The 24,244-nt window shown below is 62.8% G+C and carries 23 protein-coding genes and 1 pseudogene; 22 read left to right on the top strand and 2 right to left on the bottom strand.

What is annotated here, in order from left to right:
* The first annotated feature begins 338 nt into the window (after positions 1-338).
* The 22 genes from nccY (at position 339) to WD006_RS28360 (ending at position 21,863) form a co-directional block, all read left to right on the top strand.
* Positions 339-626 (top strand): nickel/cobalt/cadmium resistance anti-sigma factor NccY, encoded by a 288-nt coding sequence (gene nccY, locus WD006_RS28465; RefSeq protein WP_024569854.1) that lies wholly within the window; start codon positions 339-341, stop codon positions 624-626.
* Positions 623-1,069: a periplasmic metal sensor NccX gene (gene nccX / locus WD006_RS28460; protein WP_024569855.1), complete on the top strand. Its 447-nt coding sequence runs from the start codon at positions 623-625 to the stop codon at positions 1,067-1,069. Before nccY ends, nccX begins: the two co-directional genes overlap by 4 nt.
* Complete coding sequence (gene nccH, locus WD006_RS28455; protein WP_024569856.1) at positions 1,066-1,626, top strand: nickel/cobalt/cadmium resistance ECF sigma factor NccH; 561 nt, start codon at positions 1,066-1,068, stop codon at positions 1,624-1,626. The genes nccX and nccH overlap by 4 nt, the downstream gene beginning before the upstream one ends.
* Before the next feature lie 190 nt (positions 1,627-1,816).
* A complete protein-coding gene (gene nccC / locus WD006_RS28450; RefSeq protein ID WP_051385297.1) occupies positions 1,817-3,073 on the top strand; it encodes a nickel/cobalt/cadmium efflux RND transporter outer membrane subunit NccC in 1,257 nt (418 codons plus the stop codon).
* On the top strand, positions 3,070-4,263 hold the full coding sequence (gene nccB, locus WD006_RS28445) for a nickel/cobalt/cadmium efflux RND transporter periplasmic adaptor subunit NccB (protein ID WP_034185288.1): 1,194 nt from the start codon (positions 3,070-3,072) through the stop codon (positions 4,261-4,263). Before nccC ends, nccB begins: the two co-directional genes overlap by 4 nt.
* Positions 4,260-7,490, top strand: coding sequence for a nickel/cobalt/cadmium efflux RND transporter permease subunit NccA (gene nccA, locus WD006_RS28440; RefSeq protein ID WP_024569859.1), 3,231 nt, complete (start codon positions 4,260-4,262; stop codon positions 7,488-7,490). The genes nccB and nccA overlap by 4 nt, the downstream gene beginning before the upstream one ends.
* A 70-nt stretch (positions 7,491-7,560) precedes the next feature.
* Complete coding sequence (gene nccN, locus WD006_RS28435) at positions 7,561-8,202, top strand: nickel resistance system putative methyltransferase NccN (RefSeq protein WP_051385298.1); 642 nt, start codon at positions 7,561-7,563, stop codon at positions 8,200-8,202.
* A 19-nt stretch (positions 8,203-8,221) separates the two neighbouring features.
* On the top strand, positions 8,222-8,899 hold the full coding sequence (locus WD006_RS28430; RefSeq protein ID WP_024569861.1) for a heavy metal response regulator transcription factor: 678 nt from the start codon (positions 8,222-8,224) through the stop codon (positions 8,897-8,899).
* 1 nt (position 8,900) lies between these two features.
* A complete protein-coding gene (locus WD006_RS28425; protein ID WP_024569862.1) occupies positions 8,901-9,338 on the top strand; it encodes a hypothetical protein in 438 nt (145 codons plus the stop codon).
* A gap of 127 nt (positions 9,339-9,465) precedes the next feature.
* Positions 9,466-10,128: a HupE/UreJ family protein gene (locus WD006_RS28420; RefSeq protein ID WP_200868584.1), complete on the top strand. Its 663-nt coding sequence runs from the start codon at positions 9,466-9,468 to the stop codon at positions 10,126-10,128.
* A 10-nt stretch (positions 10,129-10,138) separates the two neighbouring features.
* Positions 10,139-10,909, top strand: coding sequence for a hypothetical protein (locus WD006_RS28415; protein WP_024569864.1), 771 nt, complete (start codon positions 10,139-10,141; stop codon positions 10,907-10,909).
* Between the two features lie 258 nt (positions 10,910-11,167).
* Positions 11,168-11,437, top strand: coding sequence for a metal-sensing transcriptional repressor (locus WD006_RS28410; protein WP_024569865.1), 270 nt, complete (start codon positions 11,168-11,170; stop codon positions 11,435-11,437).
* Between the two features lie 87 nt (positions 11,438-11,524).
* Positions 11,525-12,865 carry an MFS transporter gene (locus tag WD006_RS28405; protein WP_024569866.1) on the top strand — a complete coding sequence of 447 codons (1,341 nt, stop codon included), beginning with the start codon at positions 11,525-11,527 and terminating at the stop codon, positions 12,863-12,865.
* Positions 12,866-13,257: 392 nt separating this feature from the next.
* Positions 13,258-13,683, top strand: a complete 426-nt coding sequence (gene flgB, locus WD006_RS28400; RefSeq protein WP_024569867.1) for a flagellar basal body rod protein FlgB — start codon at positions 13,258-13,260, stop codon at positions 13,681-13,683.
* A 201-nt stretch (positions 13,684-13,884) separates the two neighbouring features.
* A complete protein-coding gene (locus WD006_RS28395; RefSeq protein WP_024569868.1) occupies positions 13,885-15,507 on the top strand; it encodes a glycosyltransferase family 39 protein in 1,623 nt (540 codons plus the stop codon).
* Complete coding sequence (locus tag WD006_RS28390) at positions 15,504-15,887, top strand: GtrA family protein (protein ID WP_024569869.1); 384 nt, start codon at positions 15,504-15,506, stop codon at positions 15,885-15,887. Before WD006_RS28395 ends, WD006_RS28390 begins: the two co-directional genes overlap by 4 nt.
* Positions 15,884-16,987 carry a glycosyltransferase family 2 protein gene (locus tag WD006_RS28385; RefSeq protein WP_225934899.1) on the top strand — a complete coding sequence of 368 codons (1,104 nt, stop codon included), beginning with the start codon at positions 15,884-15,886 and terminating at the stop codon, positions 16,985-16,987. The genes WD006_RS28390 and WD006_RS28385 overlap by 4 nt, the downstream gene beginning before the upstream one ends.
* Positions 16,988-17,132: 145 nt before the next feature.
* Entirely contained in the window at positions 17,133-18,365 is a 1,233-nt protein-coding gene (locus tag WD006_RS28380) for an ATP-grasp domain-containing protein (RefSeq protein WP_024569871.1), read from the top strand.
* A gap of 41 nt (positions 18,366-18,406) precedes the next feature.
* A complete protein-coding gene (gene tauA, locus WD006_RS28375; protein WP_029700212.1) occupies positions 18,407-19,441 on the top strand; it encodes a taurine ABC transporter substrate-binding protein in 1,035 nt (344 codons plus the stop codon).
* Positions 19,442-19,447: 6 nt separating this feature from the next.
* A complete protein-coding gene (locus tag WD006_RS28370; RefSeq protein WP_024569873.1) occupies positions 19,448-20,275 on the top strand; it encodes an ABC transporter ATP-binding protein in 828 nt (275 codons plus the stop codon).
* On the top strand, positions 20,262-21,125 hold the full coding sequence (locus WD006_RS28365; protein WP_080672787.1) for an ABC transporter permease subunit: 864 nt from the start codon (positions 20,262-20,264) through the stop codon (positions 21,123-21,125). The genes WD006_RS28370 and WD006_RS28365 overlap by 14 nt, the downstream gene beginning before the upstream one ends.
* Positions 21,126-21,170: 45 nt before the next feature.
* Entirely contained in the window at positions 21,171-21,863 is a 693-nt protein-coding gene (locus WD006_RS28360) for a VIT1/CCC1 transporter family protein (protein WP_060784996.1), read from the top strand.
* 181 nt (positions 21,864-22,044) lie between these two features.
* Here the strand turns inward: WD006_RS28360 and WD006_RS28355 are convergent, their stop codons facing one another.
* Positions 22,045-23,244, bottom strand: a complete 1,200-nt coding sequence (locus WD006_RS28355) for a chromate transporter (protein ID WP_024569875.1) — start codon at positions 23,242-23,244, stop codon at positions 22,045-22,047.
* Between the two features lie 58 nt (positions 23,245-23,302).
* A pseudogene (locus WD006_RS28350) lies at positions 23,303-24,195 on the bottom strand (chromate resistance protein ChrB domain-containing protein).
* Positions 24,196-24,244: the final 49 nt, after the last annotated feature.

Genomic DNA, 24,244 nt, shown 5'->3' with positions numbered 1-24,244 from the left:
TTGATAAGTTTCTGCTTGCCTTGGAGCGTGTGACTCATGACTAATGCCTGAATAGGGTAGGGGGGTATAGTATCAGATCGCAACGGCGAGGTTTCGCCAAAGATGCCGTTGGAGGCGGATCCTTCCCTAGGCGTTGGAGAGGTTATTTCGCAGTGCGTCAGCACGCGCGAGGGGCGAAACTCTGAATAGTGCATCCCTTGATGCATCTCATTGATGTGAGTTGGAGTGCCGCCAAGCTATCAATCCGTACGGCGGCGAAAAAAAGTCAAAAAATGCGAGGGGGACGTGCTCGGGCGACGTATGAATAATGTCCCGCAAGTCAGATAGGAGATCTGATCATGGAAAACATTGATGAGTGGCTGGTGCAAGCCAAAAAAGTGACTTATGAGGCGTCTCGAGAGCCGGGCTTGGGCAGGATTCAGCAGCGGTTGTCCCGTGAGCCGTCTCAGATGGTGCTGACCGCGCGCCACGATATCTTGCGAGCGGTGTGCTGCGCGGCACTCGCGTCGCTGGTGGCCTTCACGGCCATCGACAGGATTGCGGTCGGTTTGTACCAGAAACAGCAGCCGACCTGGGTGGCTGCACCCTCGGCGGCCTCGCCGTTTGGCCTGCTGATTGGCAAATGATGAAATCCCGCACGTTTCGTCTGTCGGTGTCGACGCTGGTTGGCGCCCTGGTTGGCGTCCTGATGGCAATCGTCGGCGTCTATGTCACCCATTCGACGGAAGAACCCCACACAAGTCTTCACGAAATGCTCCACGACGCCGTACCGCTGGATAGCAACGAGCGCGAGATCCTGGAACTCAAGGAAGAGGAGTTCACCGCGCGACGTCGCGAGATCGAGTCGCGGCTGCGCGCGGCCAACGGCAAGCTGGCCGAGTCTATCGCGAAGAATCCGCAGTGGAGTCCCGAGGTGGAAGAGGCCACGCGCGAGGTGGAGCGCGCCGCTGCCGATTTGCAGCGTGCCACGCTCGTACACGTGTTCGAGATGCGTGCGGGTTTGAAGCCTGAGCACCGCGCAGCCTATGATCGCGTTCTGGTGGACGCGCTCAAACGTGGCTCGCAGTGACCGATCCTTCTGTCGATGAAGCGCTGGCCAGGCGTGCCGCCCAAGGCGACCAGTACGCGTTCGGCCAGTTGGTGCAACGGCACGGCCGCGCGCTCGCGCAGGCCGCGCGCAGCTTTGGCGTGCCGGAGAGCGACGTTGACGACATCGTGCAGGACACGTTCATCGCCGCCTGGCACGCGCTGGACGATTTCGACTCGGACAAGCTGTTTCGCCCGTGGCTGTTCCGCATCGGCCTGAACAAGATGCGCGATCTCCGCCGGTTCCGACAAGTCAGGCATTTCCTGTTCGGTGCCAAAGACATCGAAGATGCAGAGCTGACGAGCGATGTCCCCGGCCCCGAACGCGAGGTATCGGCCCGCCTCGAACTCGCAAAGATCATGCAGGTGTTGAATCGGCTGGACCTCGCTTCGCGCGAGATCATCATCCTGACCTCGTTCGTTGGCATGTCGCACCCCGAAGCGGCCATGGCACTGGGCACCAGCGCCAAAGCCGTAGAGAGCCGCGTGGCCCGTGCAAGGGCCAAGCTCACCGCGCTGCTGCAATCGAGTCAGGTCTGACGCTGGGCCTCCGGCAAGCCGTATCACCATCTCCCATCATGCTGCATGCCTCGGCTTCCGCTTTAGTGTGCTGTTTCGTGCACGTTATGGTGCGATTCCGAAATATTTCTCCTTTTTTCGAGGGGGAGTCCATGTGGGCGCCGTATTGAAAGCTGAAGCAAACATTTTCCGGTCTCACCCTTTTCGTCCGATGAACCAGGCTACCCCCAAAAAACTCCGCAGCGCTCCCTGCATTGGTGTCGCACTGTTGCTCATGGCAACAGGGTCGATCCAGGCAGCCGAAGCGCCTCCGTATTCCGTTCTTCTACAACAATCCCTGGCGATGGCACCCACCATGATGGTGCAGGCCGCCAATGTGCGCGCGGCAGGTGCCGATGCAGCGCAGGCGCGCGCCTGGCTCAATCCGCGTTTCGATACGCTGGCCGAAAATCTCGGTGCGCCCAGCAGCGGCGGGCAGAGCCAGCGTCAGAACACGTACTCGATCACGCAGCCATTCGAAATCGGCGGGAAGCGCGGCGCGCGGATCGAGGTCGGTGAGCGCAACTACGAAGCGGCCCAGGCGCGGGAGCGCCAGTTGCGGGTCAACTACGCCGCCGAGCTGGCGGTGGCTTATGCCACCGCCGAAGCGGCGTTCGGACGACAGGCACTTGCCGAGGAGAACCTGGCACTCGCCAACGAGGAGCTCACTGTAGCGCGCGCACTGGTGGAAACAGGCAAGGAAGCCACGCTGCGCACCGCGCAGGCGCAGGCCAGCGTATCCGCCGCACAGGCCATCGAAGCAGCCGCCTCTAGCGACGTGACGAGCACCCTGGCGCGACTTTCCGCGCTGTCGGGTGCCACCGAGGCGTATACCGGTATCAGCAGTTCGCTGCTGAGCGCACAGCCCGCCATGACACCGGGTGGGACGACGACGGACGATTCACCCGCTGTGCGCACGGCCGAAGCCGAGCGCAACGCATTCGACGCACAGGTGAACGTGGAGAGAAAGCGCTGGATTCCCGAAGTCGGCATCACGGCAGGCGTGCGCCGGTATGGCTGGTCCAACGAGAGCGGCTATATCGTCGGCTTGACGGCATCGATTCCGCTGTTCGACCGGAATCGCAACGGGATCGACGCCGCTGTCCAGCGTGTGGCAGCCGCTCAGGCGCGTCTCGACACCGTGAGGTTGGAGGCCAACGCCGCGCGGCGGTCGGCGGTTTCGCAGGTTGCCGCCACCGACAAGCAACTGGCTGCGGCAAGCCAGGGCGAGCAGGCCGCATCGGAAGCCTATCGCGTGGGCCGTCTCGGTTACGAGGCGGGCAAGACACCGTTGGTGGAACTGCTGGCTGTACGTCGCGCGTTGGTCGACGCGCGGCAATTGACGATTGACGCCCGCCTGGCACGCGTACGCGCCCTGGCGGCATTGGCTCAGGCGGACGGCCGTCTGGCATTTGAGGAATCACGATGATGACGAAGAACGAGCGTCGGCAGCCGAGCTGGCCCATGATCGCAGGGGTGGCCGCCGCGGCGGCGTTGGTTGGATTTGGCGCGGCACGCGGGCTTGGTTCCCCGTCGGGCGCCGAGGTATCGAAGCTCGCCGCCGCACCGGAAAAGGCAGCCGCCTCGGCGCCGGCCGCCGAGCCTGCGGAGGTCAGAATTCCAGGCGAATACCTTGCCGCGGCAAATATCGCGGTGGAGCCGGTATCGGCGGGTGGTGTCGGCTCGGTACTGTTGGCGCCGGCGTCGGTAGCGGCCGTGCCGGGCAGCGAGGCAGTCATCGCCTCGCGTGCGGCAGGCGCCGTGTTGCGCATCCAGCGCAAACTTGGCGATGCCGTACGTGCGGGCGATGTGCTCGCGCTGGTGGACAGTCCCGAGGCCGCCGCCATGGCCGCCGAGCGTAAGGTGGCGCAGGCCCGTGCGGACCTGGCGCGCAAGACATACGAACGTGAATCGAGCCTGTTTCAGCAAGGCGTGACGCCGCGCCAGGAGATGGAGTCGGCGCGCATAGCCCTGGACGTGGCGCAAGCCGAGGTCCAGCGCGCGGCAACGGTGGCTCAGGCTGCCAAGGTCTCGAGCGATGGCCGCTCGGTGGCCGTCGTCAGCCCCATCGCCGGCAGAATTACCGCGCAGTCGGTCACCCTCGGCGCGTATGTCGCGCCACAGGCAGAGTTGTTCCGCGTGGCGGGCTCCGGCGCGGTACAGGTTGAAGCCTATGTCACCGCTGCCGATACCAGCCGCATTGCCGCCGGCAGCGACGCCACCATCGTGCTCGCCAACGGCGCGCCGCTGGCTGGCCGCGTGCAGGCCGTGACGCCAACCGTTTCGGGCAGTGCCCGCGCCGCCACGGTAGTCGTGACGCCGGTCGATGCCAACAGCGGCCTGATCGTCGGCGAGGGCGTTCAGGTCCGTCTGCATACGAAGGCGGCCGATGCCAACGCGATGTCGGTGCCGGAGGATGCCGTGCAGAACCTCGATGGCCGCGATGTGGTTTTCGTGCGCACGCAGCAGGGCTTTCGCCCCAAGTCCGTGCTGGTTGGCTCGCGCAGCGGTGGTGTGGCGCAAATCCTCTCCGGCGTGAAGCCCGGCGAGCAGGTGGCCACCCGTAATGCCTTCCTGATCAAGGCGGAAATGAACAAGGCGGGCGGGGACGACGAATGATCGAAAGCATCCTGAGCGGCGCCGTCCGCTTCCGGTGGCTCGTGCTGTTCCTCACCGCCGTCGTCGGCGCGATCGGGGCGTGGCAGCTCAACCTGCTGCCCATCGACGTGACGCCGGACATCACGAACAAGCAGGTGCAGATCAACACCGTGGTGCCCACGCTGAGCCCCGTCGAAGTGGAAAAGCGCGTGACGTACCCGATCGAGACGGCCATTGCGGGCCTGAACGGCGTGGAGAACATGCGTTCGCTCTCGCGCAACGGCTTCAGCCAGGTCACGGTGATCTTCAAGGAGAGTTCCAATCTCTACTTCATGCGCCAGCAGGTGACCGAACGTCTCGCGCAGGCGCGACCGAACCTGCCCGCGGGTGTCGAACCCCAGATGGGCCCGGTGTCCACCGGCTTGGGCGAGGTCTTCCACTACAGCGTGGAATACGAGTTCCCGGATGGCAAGGGCGCCAAGGTGAAGGACGGCGAGCCGGGCTGGCAGAGCGACGGCAGCTTCCTGACCGAGCGGGGAGAGCGGCTGACGGATCGCGTATCGAAGCTGGCCTATCTGCGCACGGTGCAGGACTGGATCATCCGTCCGCAACTGCGTACGACCGCTGGTGTGGCCGATGTGGACTCGCTGGGCGGTTACGTCAAGCAGTTCGTGGTGGAGCCGGACGCGGCGAAGATGGCCGCGTATGGCATCTCGTTCGAGGAACTGGCGCAGGCGCTGGAAGATGCCAACCTGTCGGTGGGCGCGAACTTCATCCGCCGTTCGGGTGAGTCGTATCTGGTGCGTGCCGATGCGCGCATCAAGTCGGCTGACGAGATCGCGCGTGCCGTGATCGCGCAGCGCCAGGGCGTGCCGATCACTGTGGGTCAGGTCGCCAATATCAATGTGGGCGGCGAACTACGCTCGGGCGCGGCCAGCCGAAATGGCTACGAGACCGTGGTGGGCAGTGCGCTGATGCTGGTGGGCGCCAACAGCCGCACCGTGGCGCAGGCCGTGGGCGACAAGCTTGAGGAAATCAAGAAGACGTTGCCGCCTGGCGTGGTAATCGTGCCGACGCTGAACCGTTCGCAACTGGTGATGGCAACGATCAAGACCGTGGCCAAGAACCTGGTGGAAGGTGCGGCGCTGGTGGTAGTCATCCTGTTTGCGCTGCTGGGCAACTGGCGCGCGGCCGTGATTGCGGCACTGGTGATTCCGTTGTCGCTGCTGATCAGTGCCATCGGCATGAACGGGCTGAACATCTCGGGCAACCTGATGAGTCTCGGTGCGCTGGACTTCGGCCTGATCATCGACGGCGCGGTCATCATCGTGGAGAACTCGCTGCGGCGCCTGGCCGAACGGCAGCATCACGAAGGCCGTCTGCTCACCCTCAAGGAGCGGCTGGAGGAAGTCATCCTGTCGTCGCGCGAGATGGTGCGTCCTACCGTGTACGGCCAGTTGGTGATCTTCATGGTGTTCCTGCCATGCCTGACGTTCCAGGGCGTGGAAGGCAAGATGTTCTCGCCGATGGTCATCACGCTGATGCTGGCGCTGGCTTCCGCGTTCGTGCTGTCGCTGACGTTTGTGCCGGCCATGGTGGCGGTGCTGCTGCGCAAGAAGGTGTCCGAGAAGGAAGTGCGTGTCATCGCCGTGACCAAGGAACGCTACCGTCCGCTGCTGGAACGTGCCGTGGCGCGTCCGATGCCGTTCCTTGGCGCGGCACTGGTGACGCTGGCGCTGGCGGCGATGGCCTTCACGTTTGTTGGCCGCGAGTTCATGCCGACGCTGGACGAGCAGAATCTGAACCTGTCTTCGGTGCGCATTCCGTCGACATCGATCGACCAGTCCGTGGCCATCGACCTGCCGCTCGAACGCGCGGTGTTGTCGTTGCCTGAAGTACAGACCGTGTACTCCAAGGCGGGTACGGCCAGCCTCGCGGCCGACCCGATGCCGCCGAACGCTTCAGACAACTACATCATCCTGAAACCCAAGAGCGAGTGGCCCGAGGGCATTACCACCAAGGAGCAGGTCATCGAGCGCATTCGCGAGAAGACCGCGCCGATGGTTAGTAACAACTACGACGTGACGCAGCCGATTCAGATGCGGTTCAACGAGCTGATCGGCGGGGTGCGTAGCGATGTGGCAGTGAAGATCTACGGCGAGAATCTCGACGATCTGGCGAGCACCGCGCAAAAGATCGCAGCCGTGCTGCGCAAGACGCCAGGCGCGACGGATACGCGTGTGCCGTTGACCGGTGGCTTCCCGACCTTCGACATCGTGTTCGACCGTGCCGCGATTGCGCGCTACGGCCTGACCGTCAAGGAGGTGGCGGACACCGTGGCGGCAGCCATGGCGGGTCGTCCGTCGGGCCAGATCTTCGATGGTGACCGCCGCTACGACATCGTGATCCGTCTGCCGGGCCAGCAACGCGAGAACCTCGATGTACTGGGTGCACTGCCGGTCATGCTGCCTGCCGTGGAGGGCCAGCCGCGTGCGTCGGTGCCGCTGCGTCAGCTCGTGCAGTTCCGCTTCACGCAGGGGCTGAACGAAGTGAGCCGCGACAACGGCAAGCGTCGTGTGTATGTGGAAGCCAACGTGGGTGGACGTGACCTGGGCAGCTTCGTCGACGATGCCGCGAAGCGGATCGCTGCGGAAGTGAAGCTGCCGCCGGGCATGTACATCGAATGGGGCGGTCAGTTCCAGAACCTCCAGGCCGCAACCCAGCGCCTGGCCATCATCGTGCCGCTGTGCTTCATCCTGATCGCCGCCACGTTGTACATGGCGATAGGTAGTGCCGCGCTGACGGCCACCGTGCTGACGGCCGTGCCGCTGGCGCTGGCAGGTGGCGTGTTTGCTCTGGTGTTGCGCGATATCCCGTTCTCGATCTCGGCCTCGGTTGGATTCATTGCCGTGTCCGGCGTGGCCGTGTTGAACGGACTGGTGCTGATCTCCGCTATCCGCAAGCGTCTGGAGGATGGAGCGGCGCCGAATGAAGCCGTCATCGAAGGCGCGATGGAACGTGTCCGTCCGGTGCTGATGACCGCACTGGTGGCGTCGCTCGGCTTCGTGCCGATGGCGATTGCAACGGGTACTGGCGCGGAAGTGCAGAAGCCGCTGGCAACGGTGGTGATCGGCGGCCTGATCACGGCGACCGTGCTCACGCTGTTTGTGCTGCCAGCCGTGTGCGGCATGGTGCTGCGCCGCCAGAAGAAGCTGGAGAAGCCGGGCGGAGAACTGCTCGAGGCATGACCGTGGCAACGGGGCGGCAGCATGCTGCCGCCCCGACTCTCAAAAGCAACAAAACAGTAGACGAGACAACATGAATATTTCGCTCCGCCCGGCGATTGCTGCCCCCAGCCCGCTGGATAGCTTCCTGACCCGCCATCGCATCGGCATCTGGCGCGTGGTGGTTTCCGTGGTGCTGATCGCCCTCATCACAGGCCACTCGCAATGGGATGACACCTGGATTTCCGCTGCGCTGCTGACGGTGGGCATGCTGGGCGTCACCATGGCCACCGTTGGCCGCCTGTGGTGCGCGCTGTATATCTCGGGCCGCAAGAGCACCGAACTGGTGACGACCGGACCGTACTCGATGTGCCGCCACCCGCTGTATGTGTGCAATTTCGTGGGTATCGTGGGGCTGGGTGCGATGACCGAGTCGATCACGCTTGCCGCGATCCTGGCATTGGCGTTCGCGCTGATGTATCCGGCCGTGATCCGTTCGGAGGATCATCTGTTGTCCCGCAACTTTCCGGAGTTCGACGACTATGCACGTCGCACTCCGGCATTCTTCCCCAGGCTGTCGCTGTTCCGCTCGGAGAGTACCTACCTCGTCCATGTGGGCTCGTTCCAGCGCAACCTTGCCGATTCCGTGTGGTTCCTCGGCATGACGATTGTCGTGAACGCAGTGGAACTGGCACGCCACGCCAAGTGGCTGCCTACGTTTGTACTGCTGCCCTGAGCGTATTGCGATTCAAGACATGAAGGTATTGGTCATCGAAGACGAGGTGCGTTCCGCGGAGTATCTGGCCAAGGGACTCGCCGAATCTGGCTACAGTGTGGACACGGTCCACGATGGCCTCGACGGCATTCACTGGTTCCATGAGGGCGAGTATGACGCCGTGATCCTCGATGTCATGCTGCCCGGGGCCGACGGATGGACAGTGATGAAAGCCATCCGGAACGCGCGTGCCACACCCGTGATTTTCCTGACCGCGTGCGACAGCGTTGCCGACCGCTTCAGGGCGTTCGAACTGGGTGCCGAAGATTATCTGGTAAAGCCGTTTGCATTTGCCGAACTGCTGGCGCGCCTGCGACGGTGTTTGCGCCAGGTGCGCCAGCAGACCGGCGAGCGGCTGCAGATTGCCGATCTCGACATCGACGTACTGGGCCGACGCGTGTATCGCGGCGGACGCTGGATCGAACTGACGAACCAGGAGTTCATGCTGCTGCATCTGCTGGCGCGCCGTGGCGGCGAGGTGTTGTCTCGCGCGATGATCGCCTCGCAGATATGGGATGTGAATTTCGACACCAACACCAATGTGGTGGACGTTGCCATTCGCCGTCTGCGTGCCAAAGTGGATGAACCATTCCAGGTCAAGCTGATTCACACGGTGCGCGGCATGGGCTACGTCTTCGATCCGGAACGCGGCTGCTGACGTGCTGAAACGCATCGCCGCTGCGCCATTGGGCGCCAGCACCATCCTCCCGGGAACACTGGCGCCGCTGGCGCTGCTGGTGTTCGCGCTGGTGATGGCGATCTGCTCGGCGAGCGTGCATATGCTGCCGGCCAGCCACAGGCAGATCCATGCGCAGCCTGTGGTCGAATTCGACAATGCGATTGCTCATTCGCACACGCATGCGCATGCGGCTTCCGCCACAGGTGGGCAGGCCAGCCGGCTGGCGCAGGAGAGCGTTTGCTGCGCGGCAGGTGGGCACGACCACAGCCATCTGGATCATGGCCACGATGCCACGGCGCTGATTCCGACGCCGCACCGGTATGTGTTCCAACTGCTACCCGCCGGGTTCCTGGCTACCTATCTGCTGCCATCGCTCTGGCTGTGGCACTACCGACTCGAGCGTCCGCCTCGACCCTGATCCTGTATCGATCGGGGATAGCGCTGCGCGCTATCGAAACACGACTCATCACAGTCATAGTCACATGCATATTCCAGTTCTACCCGGGCGCTTCGACGCGTCCCGACTCCGGCTGCTCGCGCTGGTCATGGTCGCACTCCTGCTGCTGTTCACAGCCATGCCGTCCTTTGCGCACGGTGTGGCAGAAGGCGACAAGGGGTACATCCAGGAGATCGACGGCGTTCATCTGCTGCCGTTCCTGTATCTCGGCGCCAAGCACATGGTCACGGGCTACGATCACATCCTGTTCCTGCTGGGTGTGATCTTCTTCCTGTACAGGCTCAAGCATATCGGGCTGTATGTCAGCCTCTTCGCGCTGGGTCATTCCACGACCATGCTGCTGGGCGTCTACTTCAATGTGGGCATCAACAGCTACGTCATCGACGCCATCATTGGTTTGTCTGTCGTCTACAAGGCGCTCGACAACATGGGTGCATTCCAGCGCTGGCTGGGATTCCAGCCCAACACCAAGGCGGCTACGCTGATCTTCGGCCTGTTCCACGGCTTTGGCCTGTCCACGAAGATTCTCGAGTACGAGATCTCCCCCAACGGACTGGTGCCGAATCTGCTCGCTTTCAACGTTGGTGTCGAAATCGGACAGTTGCTGGCGCTCTCGGCCATTCTGATCGTCATGGGCTTCTGGCGTCGTACGCCGAGCTTCCTGGCCCACGCCTACACCGCCAACGTCGCGATGATGTCGGCCGGCTTCATCCTCATCGGTTACCAATTGACCGGCCTCTTCGTTTCCTGAGAATCAGATCATGTACAACACCGATATCCCAGCCCGCGCAGAACTGCCGACTTCGGCGCGTCTCATCCGCTCGACGGCCATCGCCGCCGCAGCCGCTACCGTCATCCTCGTTACCATCGTGCTGCCGTCCGAGTACGCGGTCGACCCCACCGGCATCGGTCGCGTCCTCGGCCTCACGGACATGGGCAAGATCAAGGTCCAGCTAGCCGCTGAAGCCAAGGCCGATGCCGAGAAGGATGCCGCCGCACACGCTGCACAACTGGCGGCTGCCAATCCGGTCACGGCGAAGCCGGACAGCCACGGGCACGCGCATGGCCCCGCCGATACGTCGAAGGCGGCGAATGCACATGGTCACGACCATGGCGGCGAAGCGGCGACAGGCTTGGCGGCGACACCGACCGCCGCACCTGCTGCGCCTGCAGCGCAGACCGTGGCGGCAGCGGCGCCTTCCACTGCCGATGCCGCAGCGGGCCGCTCCGACAAGCTCAACTTCGTACTGGCGCCGGGACAGGGCCTGGAAGTGAAGATGGCGATGAAGGCTGGCGCCCGCACTTCGTTCGACTGGACTGCCAACGGCGCCGTGGTCAACTTCGACGCGCACGGCGATGGCAACGGCCGTTCGGTTTCGTACAAGAAGGGCAAGGGCGCGCCTTCCGATACCGGCGAACTGGTGGCGGCATTCGATGGCTACCATGGCTGGTACTGGCGCAACCGTACCGAGAAGGACGTCACGATGACGCTTCGCACGCAAGGCGATTACGCTGAAATCAAGCGGATGTAAGGTTAGCTCTGACAGGCGTGGTCTATCCGGCCACGCCAACTCTGCCTGTGCTCGCAAGGGCCAGGCACTCCGGCCTCACCCATCCGGCGAGGCCGGACCCGAGCGCCACATCGCGCCACATCGTGCCGCATCTCCCGTTTCATCATCGATCGAATCGGAAAAACACCTGCAAAATCAGGTCCAACGCGCGTTTTACAGGTTGTCGCACCCCATCGGATTTGGTAGCATCGTATCCTCCCCCCCAGGATAGGATCTGACATGGGCGTTCATACCTCGCACGCCAGCATCATCAAGCGCCTGAAGCGTGCTGAAGGTCACTTGCGCAGCATCGTCGTCATGATGGAAGAAGGGCGGCCTTGCCTCGCCATCGCACAGCAGTTGCAGGCGGTGGAGAGCGCCGTGACCCAGGCCAAGAAGGCCCTGGTGCATGACCATATCGACCACTGCCTGGAAGAGGCGGTGCGCGATGGCACGCGTCCATCGGACGAGACGCTGCGCGAGTTCAAGTCCATCACCAAATATCTTTGACGCATGCATGCGCGGTGTCCCGTTGTATCGGGAACGCCGCTTGCTTGCGGATTACCGAGCCAGTTTCAGGCCATTGGAGAGATCTCGATGCTTGATGTATTGAAGAACCGGACATACCGGCATTTGTTCACGGCACAGGTCATCGCGCTGATCGGCACCGGCCTGGCAACAGTTGCGCTGGGCCTGCTTGCCTACGATCTGGCGGGCGCCAATGCCGGTAGCGTTCTGGGTACCGCGCTCGCGATCAAGATGGTGGCGTACGTTGGTGTGGCACCTGTCGTGGGCGCCTATGCCAATCGCCTGCCGCGACGTGCCTTCCTGGTGGCGATGGACCTGATCCGGGCCGCTGTGGCGATTTCGCTGCCGTTTGTCAACGAGATCTGGCAGATCTACATCCTGATCTTCGTATTGCAGTCTGCATCCGCTGCCTTCACGCCGACGTTCCAGGCGACGATCCCCGACGTGTTGCGTGACGAGAAGGACTACACGCGCGCACTGTCGCTGTCGCGCCTTGCATACGACATGGAAAGCCTGGTCAGCCCGATGCTCGCGGCGGCGCTGTTGTCGGTCATCAGTTTCCACTGGCTCTTCGGTGGCACCGTGGTCGGCTTCCTGATCTCGGCCGCACTCGTGGTGTCGGTGTCCCTGCCGCAGTCGCGCGCCAAGGAAATCACCGGATCGATTTATGCCAAGACATTCCGTGGCATTTCCATCTATCTGCGCACGCCACGTCTGAAGGGACTGCTGGCGCTGAATCTTGCCGCGGCCGCAGCCAGCGCCATGGTGATCGTGAACACGGTGGTCTACGTGCAGAGCAAGCTGCAACGCCCCAGCACGGACGTGCCGTTTGCGCTGGCTGCGTTCGGTTGCGGCTCGATGCTCGTGGCGCTGCTGTTGCCGCGTCTGCTGGACAAGCGTCCGGACCGGCCCGCCATGCTGACAGGTGCCACGATCATGGCGATCGGACTCGCGGTCGGTAGCCTGGTGGCCTTTGCGGGCGGCCCGTTCGAATGGCATGCGCTGCTGCTGACCTGGTTCGGTATCGGCGTCGGCTATTCGATGACGCAGACACCGAGCGGGCGCCTGCTCAAGCGCTCCGCATCGTCGGCCGATCGCCCTGCGGTGTTCGCGGCGCAGTTCTCGCTGTCGCACGCGTGCTGGCTCATTACGTATCCGTTGGCGGGGCAGCTCGGCGCAAGGCTGGGCATGGGTCCCACGGCTGCGGTCATGTCGGTCATTACCGTAGTGGGTCTGTTCATGGCATGGAAGCTCTGGCCGTCACGCGACGAAGATGTCATCGCGCACGAGCATCCCGATGAAGAGGGCATGCATGTGCACCTGGCGGAAGGCGAGCGCACCGGCGAACGTAGCCACCGTCATGCCTTCACGATCGACGACCAGCACCCGCGATGGCCCGACGCGCATTAGAATAATCGCTTCTTCATGAAACGTCCTGTCCCCGAATCCGCTACGCGGTTCGGGGATTTTTTTATCGATCTGTCTGGATACTTTAAAAGTCCGCATATAAAAATTACTCGATCTCAGTGCGAACATTGAGAGGGCATTACATTTAAGCAATGTGCATAAATCCAACACTTCATTGCATAGAATGATCTCCGGTTCGACAACAGGCACGCAATTGAGGTAACAGGCGCGACACCGATGTCGAGGTGCCTCCGGTAAGGCCTGCCGCTGACGAATCATGACGAGATCAATGCAAACTTGTCATCTGCGTTTTGCGTGAACTGCCTCCTGTTCAGAACAGTGATAACGCCGGGCCTGCATATCATGAGTCGCATTTTCAATCCGGGGAATTCAGCGTGGCAGACGATCTTTATGTAGGCAAATACGCCAATAGCAAGGAAGACATTCACGAGCAATCGCTCAGGCTTCGCATGAAGCGTTTCGAGCTGTTGGCCGGCAACGTGGCGAACATGGATACGCCCAACTACAAGGCACGCGATATCGAGTTCGGTACCGAGCTGGAGCGCGCGATGGGTGTCTCGCATCAGTTCGGTGGAATGATCACCACGTCGGCGGGGCATATCGCCGCTTCGGCGCCGCCGCCCGAGGAAGACCTGATGTTCCGCGTGCCGCTGCAAACCAGCATGGACGGCAATACCGTGGAGATCGACACCGAGCGCGTGGCGATTGCCGAGAACAATGTTCGTCTGCAGTTCTCCATGCAGGCCGCGGCAGGCAAGTACAAGGACATGCAGAAGATGTACCAGGACATGACGCCATGACGCTGTAAGCGTCACCTCGAGCGCCGCAGCAGGTACCAGCGTTACGGCGCGCCTCTGATCCAGCCCTCGGGCTTTCCCTTCGATTTCGTTCCGGACAGCGCAGATGATTGCTGCGCTGGGGGCGCGCTCGTGCGTACGAATCGGAGACCTGTTTGTGACCATGCGCGGATGCAGGCGTCCCGCAATGATGGAAGGGTAGTCGTGAGACGACGTGCATATCTGATGGCCGCGATGATGGCTGCCGTCCTGCTCTGGTTCGCCACTATATCGAACCGCCCGCTCTATGAGCCGGACGAGGGGCGCTACGCGCAGGTGCCGAAGGAGATGGTGGACTCGGGCGACTGGATCACGCCGCGCCTGAACGGTATCAAGTTCTTCGACAAACCTCCGCTGCAGTACTGGGCGACTGCCAGCGCCTATACGGTGTTTGGTCCCAGCGAGTGGACCGCTCGTGCGTGGAGCGCAATGGTGGGGCTTTTCGGCGTCGGCATGGCCTGGTGGGCCGGCAAGGCGCTGTACGGGCGGCGGGAGGGCATGGCCGCCGCATGGGTTCTGGGTGGCGCGCCGCTGTGGATCCTCGGTTCCAATCTCACCACCACGGACATTGGCGTCGCTTCGTTGCTGGGCAGTGCGGTACTGGTCTTTGCCGTGGCGCGTCAGACTGGGAACGCGCGGCTCTACCCGGGCATCTGGCTGCTGCTAGGACTCGCCTTTTTGGCGAAGGGGCTCATTGCCGTGGTGTTGCCGGCGGTGACGCTGCTGCTTTATGTGGTGACGACGCGGCAGTGGCGACTGCTCGCCGATTCACGTTTCTGGCGCTGGAGTCCGCTCGCCATGCTCGTTGCGCTGCCGTGGCTGATCGCGGTCTCGCAGCGCAATCCCGAGTTCCTGCACTACTTCTTCGTGCAGGAGCATTTCGCCCGCTTCTCGTCGACGGTTCACGCGCGCAACAAGCCATGGTGGTTCTTCATCGCGGTGGTGTCCGCAGGCATGATCCCGTGGCTCGGCGTGATGTGGCGCGCCGCGATATTCCGTCGGCAGATCGAGGTCGAGGGGCGATTCGATACGACTGTGTTCCTGTCCATCTGGGCGTTGGTCGTGCTTGCGTTTTTCTCGGTATCCCATTCGAAGCTGCCGCTCTACATCCTGCCGATGCTGCCGCCGCTGGCTGTATTGCTGGGCGGGCGGGTACTGAATGCGAGCCGTCGCGTGCTGTGCGCAGGATTCGTCGCGATGGCGCTGCTCGGCGCAGGTATCGCGCTGTGTCTATGGCGTCCCGAGTGGTCGCAGTCGTTGTTGCGCAAGGAGGTGAGCGACCTGTCCGCGCTGCAAGCGTGGGGCTTCGTGTCTGCCTGTGCGCTGATGGCGGGTGGTGTCATGGCGTGCCGTGCGGTACTGGTCGGTCGCAAGTCGCTGGCGGTGGCGATCGCCGCCGTGGCAAGCCTCTCAGGCATCCAGGCGGGGTTGCTGGCGTCGCGCGCGTTCGAATCGCTGTCGGTCAAGGAAATCGGCCTGAAGGCCAGGACGCTGCGCACTGCCGATACCGAACTCTTCAATGTCGGCCAGATCGACCGGGGGTTGGCGTTCTACTCGACCATGCAGCCTATTGTCGTACAGGCGCGTGGAGAGCTCGATCTTGGCTTCACGGTGGAACCTGAACGATGGGTGGTCGATGACGCGGCGTTCCTGCGTCGGTGGGCAACGCCGGGTCACAAGCTCGCGGTCATGCGTTCGAGCACCTACGCAACGCTGAAGGCGGGAATGAGTCCCGGCACCGCAGAGGTATTTCGTCGCGGCGCGAACGTGCTGGTGGAGCGGCGATGAGAGGTGCACCGCGGTTTGCGCGCTATCTGGTAGTGGGTGCAACCGCCACGGCGGTCCACTACGTGACGCTGATTGTGCTGGTGCGGGAAAGTACCCCGGTCGTCGGCGCCTCGGCTTTCGGTAGTGCCGCGGGGTTGTTGACGCACTATGCCCTGAGCAGTCGCTGGGTCTTTGTGCGAGGTGACGCGCGGCCGTCGTGCCTCAGTCGGTTCATGGTCGTGTCCGGCCTGACTTTGTTGCTCAACGCCGTCCTGATGGCATGTGCTCTGGCATTGGGCTTTCACTATTTGTTGGCGCAGGCGCTCAGCACTGCGGTGGTGACGCTGCTCAACTATGCGCTGCACGCCAACTGGACTTTCATGGCTGGAGAGGTGAGATGAACAGCAACGCGATGAACATGCAACGGGACGCTGTGTCGCAGCTATCCGTGGTGGTGCCGATCTTCAACGAGTCATCGGTGCTGCATCGTTTCCACGCGAGACTGCTGCGCGTCATGGAACGCGTGGGGATGCCGTGGGAGGTGATCTATATCGACGATGGCAGCCGGGATGACTCCCTCTCACTGCTTTACAACCTCCAGGCGAGCGACCCGAGGGTGGGAGTGGTCGAACTCAGCCGGAATTTCGGCAAGGAAGCCGCGCTGACTGCCGGACTCGACGTGGCCAGCGGCGATGCGGTGGTGATCATCGACGCCGATCTGCAGGATCCGCCCGAACTGATTCCACAACTGGTGCAGAAGTGGCAGGAGGGTTTCGACGTGGTCTATGCCACGCGGCTGTCGCGTGATGGGGAAACCTTCCTCAAGAAGTTTTCCGCGCACTGCTTTTACCGCTTGATCGGGCGTCTCAGCGATATCGAGATCCCTGCCGATACCGGGGATTTCCGTCTGCTGAGCCGGCGGGCCGTTGTGGCGCTCGGCGGGTTGAGGGAGCAGCACCGATTCATGAAGGGGCTGTATTCGTGGATCGGATTCCGCCAGGTCTCCGTGCCATACCGGCGCGACGCGCGCGCGAGCGGCACGACGAAGTTCAACTACCGCCGGCTGTTCCGCTTCGCGTTGGATGGCATCACCTCGTTCTCGGCGATTCCATTGAAGCTCGCTACATCGGTGGGACTGATCGTGGCGCTGCCCGCGTTCGCGATGGCGACGTTCATCATCGGCAAAACGCTTCTCTACGGCGAGCCGGTGCGGGGCTATCCGTCGATGATGACGATGATGCTGCTGCTGGGAGGCTTGCAACTGGTGTGCATCGGAGTGCTCGGCGAATACGTTGGCAGGTTGTTCAACGAGACCAAGCGGCGGCCTGTCTATCTGATAGCGAACTACGTGGAGCCGGGAGAAGGCGCATTGCTGCCCACACATTCGCCCGTGCTTACTGTCGAGCATCATGCGAAAACGCAGTACGGCGCCGCGCCTTGCTGCGTGCCACGCGCCGCAAAGTATCAGGATGGTTACGAAGCCGTCATCGCGCGGACATGATCGGTTTCGAAATACGTGCTAGCAAGCGGGAAATGGCGGTGTTATCGCGACAATTGACGGCGTAAACGCGTTCTCATCCTGATTTGGCGCTAATCGGAAGTCCCTAATATCGGACAGGTTCTTCTTCTCCTGAGTGTCATTTCCCATGCTGCAATCCGCTCCTCAACATCTGCATGCGCCGCGCCGCCCGCTGATCAGTGTGCATGACGTGCTATGTCGCGCGCTGGCCGACGAAGACCTTCGTCCTCTCGGGCAGGAACTGCTGAACAAGGTGCAGTCGGAACCGGAAGACGCGGAGTTGCTGATGGACCTGTCGCTGGTGCTGCAGATCATTGGCGATGCCGCGACGGCCCGGCAGTTGCAGTCCGAGGCGATGTCGCTGCAACGTTGCTATGCGGTGCTGCCCGCGTGGACCGGTGATGGCGACGCACTGCGCGTGCTGGCAGTGATGATGCCGGGCGTCCTGATGGACAATACACCAATCGACTGCCTGCTCGCATACGCCAATGTGCAGCTCGATGTGCTCTACGTGAATGGCGATGGCGTGTTGCCTGACGAAGTGCCCGATCACGACGTCCTGTTCGTTGCGATTGGCGAATCGAGCCGCAGCCAACCCCTGTTGCGGTGGTTCGCTCACTATGCCCAGGTCTGGCCCCGGCCCGTGCTGAACCATCCCGAAGCCGTGCGACGTCTGTCGCGCGACATCGTGCCGAATGTGGTCGCGGGAATTCCGGGACTCTTGATGCCGCCTACCGCGTGCGTCGATCGCCTGGCGCTGGAGGCGGTTGTCGCCGGTGAGCATCGCATCGACCAGCTTCTGCAAGGCGGAAGATTTCCGCTGATCGTGCGTCCTGTCGATTCGCACGCGGGTTACGGACTGGAGAAGATCGATGATTGCGCGGCGCTAGCCGTGTATCTCCTGTGCATGCAGGGCGACGCATTCCATGTCTCGCTGTTCATCGACTACAGCAGCACCGACGGGCAGTTCCGCAAGTATCGGGTCGCGCTGGTCCAGGGCGTGCCTTACGTTTGCCATGTTGGCATCTCCAGCCACTGGATGGTCCATTACGCCAATGCGGGCATGGCCGATTCTGCGGTGAAGCGCGCTGAAGAAGCGCGTCTGATGGACGAGTTCGATCAGGGATTCGCACGCCGACACGCCTCGGCGCTGCAGGGTGCGTACATGGCGCTTGGTCTCGACTATGTGGGCCTCGATTGCGCGGAGACCTCTGCCGGTGAACTACTGATCTTCGAGGCGGATAGCGCGATGGTGGTGCATGACGCGGACCCTGCGGACCTCTATCCCTACAAGAAACCACAGATGAGGAAAGTGTTCCGCGCTTTCGAGGCCATGCTCGGTGCTGCGGCATCGCGCTGATAGACGAAACCGTGACTGACGAAACCGCGCGAGAAACACCCATGCAGCATTTCCTTTCTACACAGGGCCGGGGTTTCCTGGCCGTATTGCTCCTGACGATTGCCGCCACGATATGCGGTGTCGGCGGGAGGGCTTCCGCAGCAGCGCCCGTGGAAGTGACAATCGGCGTGCAGAGCATGTTTGCCCCGTGGCAGCGCGCTATCGCCGATGGCGAGTTCGAGAAGGCAACAGGCTGGAAGATTCATTGGCGCCAGTTCGATAGCGGCGGCGATGTCATGGCCGCGATGGCAGCGGGCGATGTGCAGATCGGCGTGGCCGGCAGCAGTCCCGTTGCGGCGGCCGTGAGCCGGGGCGTGAAGGTGGAAGTGTTCTGGATTCTGGACAGCATCGATGCTGCCGAAGCACTGGTGGTGCGCAACGGTTCCGGCATCGGAAAGCCGGAGGATCTGGCGGGCAAGACGCTCGCGGTGCCGTTCGCCTCGACGACGCACTACCACGCGTTGTTCGCGCTTGAGCAGTACGGCGTGACGGGCAAGGTCAAGATCATCAACCTGCAACCCTCCGAGATGCTCGCGGCATGGTCACGCGGCGATATCGATGCCGCATTCGTCTGGGCGCCCGCGTTGCACAAACTGCAAGCCAGCGGCAAGGTGATTCTCACATCGGGCGAGCTGGCGCGGCGCGGACGCCCTACCTTCGATACGCTCGTGGTAGCCAAGGCATTCTCTGCCAGTCATGCGCCGGCCTTGACCGCATTCACGAAGGTCATGGAGCAGGCGACTGAGGACTATGTGAAGGCGCCGCAGACATGGACTTCGACCTCGCCGCAGGTGACAAAGGTTGCGCGCCAGTCCGGGGCGACGCCCGCCGACGTATTGGCAATCATGGCGCTGTATAGCTATCCGCTCGCCAGAGAACAGGCGGGCAGGAACTGGCTCGGCGGAGGCAAGGATGGCGCCGCCGCCCGTGCGCTGGCATCCACCGCACAGTTCCTGAAGGACCAGAAGAAGGTGCCTGTGGTGCTGCCCGACTACAGCGTGGCGATCAATCCTGCTTTCGTCGAAGCGCTGAGGTAGACAGGGATGTCGCTGCAGATTCGTCTCCGGGATGTCTCGGTGAATTATGACAGCCCGCTCGGCGGGCCGGAGGTTGCTGCGCTGTCGCAGGTGAACCTGGACATTGCACCGGGAGAGTTCGTGGTTGCGCTGGGTGCATCGGGGTGCGGCAAGACCACGCTGCTCAACCTGATGGCCGGCTTCGTCGCACCCTCGCAAGGTATCGTGACCATGGCCGCGTCGCGCGCTGCGCAAACGCAGTTCGAGCCGATCACGGGGCCCGGCGTCGAGCGCGGGGTCGTGTTCCAGAGGCATGCGTTAATGCCGTGGCTCGATGTGATGGACAACGTGGCGCTCGGCCTGCGATTCAAGCGACTCACACGCGCGGCGCGCGTGCAGCGGGCGATGGACAGTCTGAGGCAAGTCGGCCTCGAAGGATTCGACAAGCATGCCGTCCATCAACTGTCAGGAGGCATGCAGCAGCGTGTGGGTATCGCGCGTGCGCTTGCCAACGATCCCGCGATGCTGTTGATGGACGAGCCGTTCGGTGCGCTGGATTTCCGCACGCGGCAAGCACTGCAGACGCTGATCCTGAACATCTGGGAGGCTACCCGCAAGACCGTATTCTTCATCACCCACGATATCGACGAAGCGCTCCTGCTCGGCACGCGGCTGCTGATTCTTTCTCCTCGGCCGGGACGCGTCATACGCGATATCCCGCTCGATTTCGGGCGATGCAGCCTGCGGTCCGCCAATCCCCGCGAAGTTCGCGTGAGCGCATCGTTTCTCGCAATGCGTGAACAGGTGCTCGACTTGATCGAACGAGAGCACGAGGTCAGCCATGAAACTTGCTGATCCGCCATGGGAGGCCGCCACGCGTCCCGAACCCAGTGCGGCGCACTCTGCCGCGCGAACCCGGCGGCATTTCGCTGCGATGCGAGGGTGGCCACGTTGGCCGCTCGGTGTGGCCGTAGTCATGACCGCCTTGGTGATGTGGGAGATGACCACGCGTTCCGGATGGGTCGATCCGCTTTTCCTGCCATCGCCGGAGTCCGTCATGTCGCAGCTTTACCTGCTATCGACGGACGGATTCGAGGATGCCACGCTGCTCTCGCATCTCGGATGGAGCGTCACGCGAGTGCTTGCAGCGTTCGGGCTTGCGGTTGTCACGGCAGTTCCCATCGGCGCGCTGACAGCGATGAGCCGCACGGCATGCGCCGTGCTGGACCCCTTCATCGAGTTCTATCGACCGTTGCCGCCGCTCGCGTACCTTCCGCTGCTGGTGTTATGGCTCGGCATTGGCGAGACGTCGAAGATCGTCTTGATCTACCTGGCGATGTTCGCGCCCATCGTGCTGAACACCCGCGCGGGCGTGCAGTCGATCCCGATCGAGCAGATCCGTGCCGCTTGCTCGCTGGGCGCCACACGGCGGCAGTTGCTGCAACATGTGATGGCGCCCGGCGCACTGCCATCGACCCTGACTGGCATGCGGATTGCGATGGGATTCGGCTGGACCACGCTGGTGGCCGCCGAGATGGTTGCGGCAACGGCAGGCCTGGGCTTCATGGTGCATGGCGCCGCGAAGTTCATGGCAACGGACGTGGTCATTGCCGGCATCCTTGCGATTGGATGCGTGGGCCTGCTGTTCGATCTATGCATGCGAGGGATCGAAGGACGCTGGGCGAGCTGGAAACGCTACACGTAAGGAAGTCACGGTGTGTCACTAATTTAGCGCAACGGAGGCATCGACATGGATCATCGCAGCACTCGGCATCTGGTCAAACGCGTCAACTGGTTGCGCGCCGCAGTGCTTGGCGCGAACGATGGCATCATTTCGACGTCGAGCCTGCTGGTCGGGCTGGCGGCAGCCGATGCCACGACCTCCACAATCATGCTGACGGGCCTGGCGTCCCTATCGGCAGGCGCGTTGTCGATGGCGGCCGGCGAGTATGTCTCGGTGAGCAGCCAGGCCGACGTCGAGGGCGCGGATCGCGGCCGCGAGGAGCGCGAGCACGCCACCGAACCTGTGGAGGAGCGCCAGGAACTCATCGCGTTGTATCAAGGACGTGGCCTCGATCCGGAACTGGCAACACGCGTGGCCGACCAGCTCATGGCGCGCGACCCGATCGGCGCCCATCTGCGCGACGAACTCGGTATCACGCAGGAACTCGCCGCAAAACCAGTGCAGGCCGCCTTGGCATCCGCGGCAGCGTTCCTGGCGGGTGCGGTCGTGCCCGTGCTTATGGTGGGCATTGTCCCGCGAGATAGCCTTGCGATAACCCTGACGGTTGCGACGCTCGTGTTGCTCGCGTTGCTGGGCGCGGTAGGCGCTCGCGCAGGCGGGGCGTCGTTGGCACGCGGCGCTCTACGCGTGGCCTTCTGGGGTGCGCTGGCGCTCGGCGTGACCGCCTCCATAGGGGCGCTCTTCGGGGCGAAACCATAGAAGCGCCCGCATCTCGTGCGCAGGTGGCCGCTCAGTGCGTCAACAGTATCGACGGCCGCAGAGGAATGTCGCGACACGAATCGCCGTAGTTCGGTCGATATAATCCGACGGCAATCTATGTTGCACGGCGTCCCAGATAGCCTGCACCTGCAGACGCGGTCCGGCGTGAACATCATGGTGTTCAATGGTGCAGCAATGGATAGACCACAAGGCCAATCAATGCGGCACCAGCAACAATCATCGGTTCGGACAGCTTCTTGAATTTCAGCAGCAGCGCAACAGTGACGAGTGCCAGGAGCCCAGTTGGGATATCGACGATCGAGCGCTTCGCCAGCACGATCACCGCTCCGGTGATGGCGCCGATCGCCGCTGCCGTTACGCCATCGACGAACGCCAGGATCGCGGGCAGCTTGCCGTATTTCTTGAAATACGGCGCGGGGAGAACGGTGAACAGGTAGCAGGGGAGAAACGTTGCGGCAGCCGCGACGCAGGCGCCGGGGAAGCCCGCCACGAGGTAGCCGATGAAGCCCACCGTGATGACAACCGGGCCGGGCGTAATCATCGCGACGGCTACGGCATCGACAAACTGTTTGTCGTTCAGCCAGTGGTGCTCGGTCACCACGCCACCGTACAGGAATGGCACGATGGCGAGTCCGGAACCGAACACGAACGCACCGGCCTTGGCGAAGAACACGGCGATTTGCGTTAGCAGCGGCCAGTCGATGGCGCTCATCATGCCGCTTGCCGTCGTCAGCGGAGCGGCCGCGAAAGCGTTCAGCCTGCCTTGCCGCAGCCATTTTGGCGGCGCGCGGCAGAGCCACACCAGCACGCCGGCCGCGAGGAACAGCCACGCGACCTCCGATTCGGTGATCACCGTCACGGCGACGAGCACTAGATAGATCAACCAGAGCAGCTTGTCCTTGCCTACGCTCTTTTTGGTCAGCTTGTAGGCGCTGATGGCGATGATACCGATCACCGCAGCACCTACGCCGTAGAACACCGACTGCATCCACGTCAGGCCGCCGAATCGCACATACGCCCAGCCAAGCGCCAGCACCATCAGGAACGAAGGCAGCACGAAGGCGATACCGACCAAAGTCGCGCCAACGATGCGGTAATGCACATAGCCGAGGTAGATCGCGAGTTGTGCCGCGAGCGGTCCCGGTGCGAGTTGCGCGAGCGACAATCCTTCCTTGTAGTCGCCATCGGTGATCCACTGCCGTGCATCGACCAGATCGCGGTGCATGTAGCCAGCAAGCGCCACCGGACCACCGAAACCCAGCGTGCCGAGTTTCAGGAAGTACAACACCAGTTGGCGCAGCGTGTAGCTGGGGAGCTCGTGTGTCGGCTCGACCGAGGTGGTTGGCGGGGGCGCGTTCATCTTGTCGTATGGGGAGCGTGTTGCGATGATTTTTAGGAAGTCGACGAACTAGCATGTCCTAGCGTTTGCGTGCGCTGGAGAAATGCGTATAGAGCGAGTCAAGGACATATCCGACCTCAGCCAGCAATGCGTCGTCATCGGAAAGGCGCTCGCGCGCGCCGGCCAATATCGCTTCGAATCCACTGGCCTCCGCTACGGGCGTGCCGCCGATGTCGAGCACATGAACCATCTGGCCCAGTCGCGCCAGACCCTTGTTCTCGTCGAGCCGAAGCTGGCGAGCAATACCTCGAAGGAAACCCGGTCGCCCACATGCGTGAAGGTGGCGCGATCGAAGTCGAAACCGAGCGCATCGTCCGGACAGTCGCGTATGTCTTCGAGCCACAGGAAAGTGGCGTGGGGATCGATGAAACGTCGGATCAGCCAGGCGCTGGCGACGCGATCTACCCATAGGTGCTGACGCGTAGCCCAGCGACGTCCCTGGTATTGCGTCGGGTCGCGACGCGGGATGTTGCCAGCGACCCTTTGCGGTTCTCCCGGCGACAGCATGATGTCGATGGCCGCGTTGAAATCACGGCACTGTGCTTCAGCGCGGGACGTGGCCTCGTTCGGAAAGAAATCGATCTTGCGGATGGCGTCGTAACCACGACCGTACCGGCGCGTCATGCGCAGGAGTCCGGCTTCGTCGGCATCGGCCAACGTGGCGCGCGCGCCGGAGATTTCCGTCATCCAGTCTGCATACTCGGCAGTGCGATCGAACAACGCGCGATACTCGGCATCTTGCTGGGCCGTGTTGGCCTGCACGGAAAGCGTCCAGACCTTGCCATCCTCATGGATCGCGTCTGTTGAGAGCGCCTGCAGTGGCTCGCGCAATCCAGCGACATCGGGGAGCAGATAGACCCCGTCGCGCAAGGCTGCCGCACCCAGCGCCTTGATGCCACGCCAGAACCGCATGCGTGCGGTGGCGGCCGATGTGGGCAGGCTGACAACCAGCAAAACCCAT

It is taken from the genome of Cupriavidus sp. Met-2, assembly GCF_049843575.1.
Taxonomy (GTDB): Bacteria; Pseudomonadota; Gammaproteobacteria; order Burkholderiales; family Burkholderiaceae; genus Cupriavidus; species Cupriavidus metallidurans.
The sequence above is the reverse complement of the archived record's forward strand: the minus strand, read 5'-3'. Positions and strand labels throughout refer to the sequence as shown.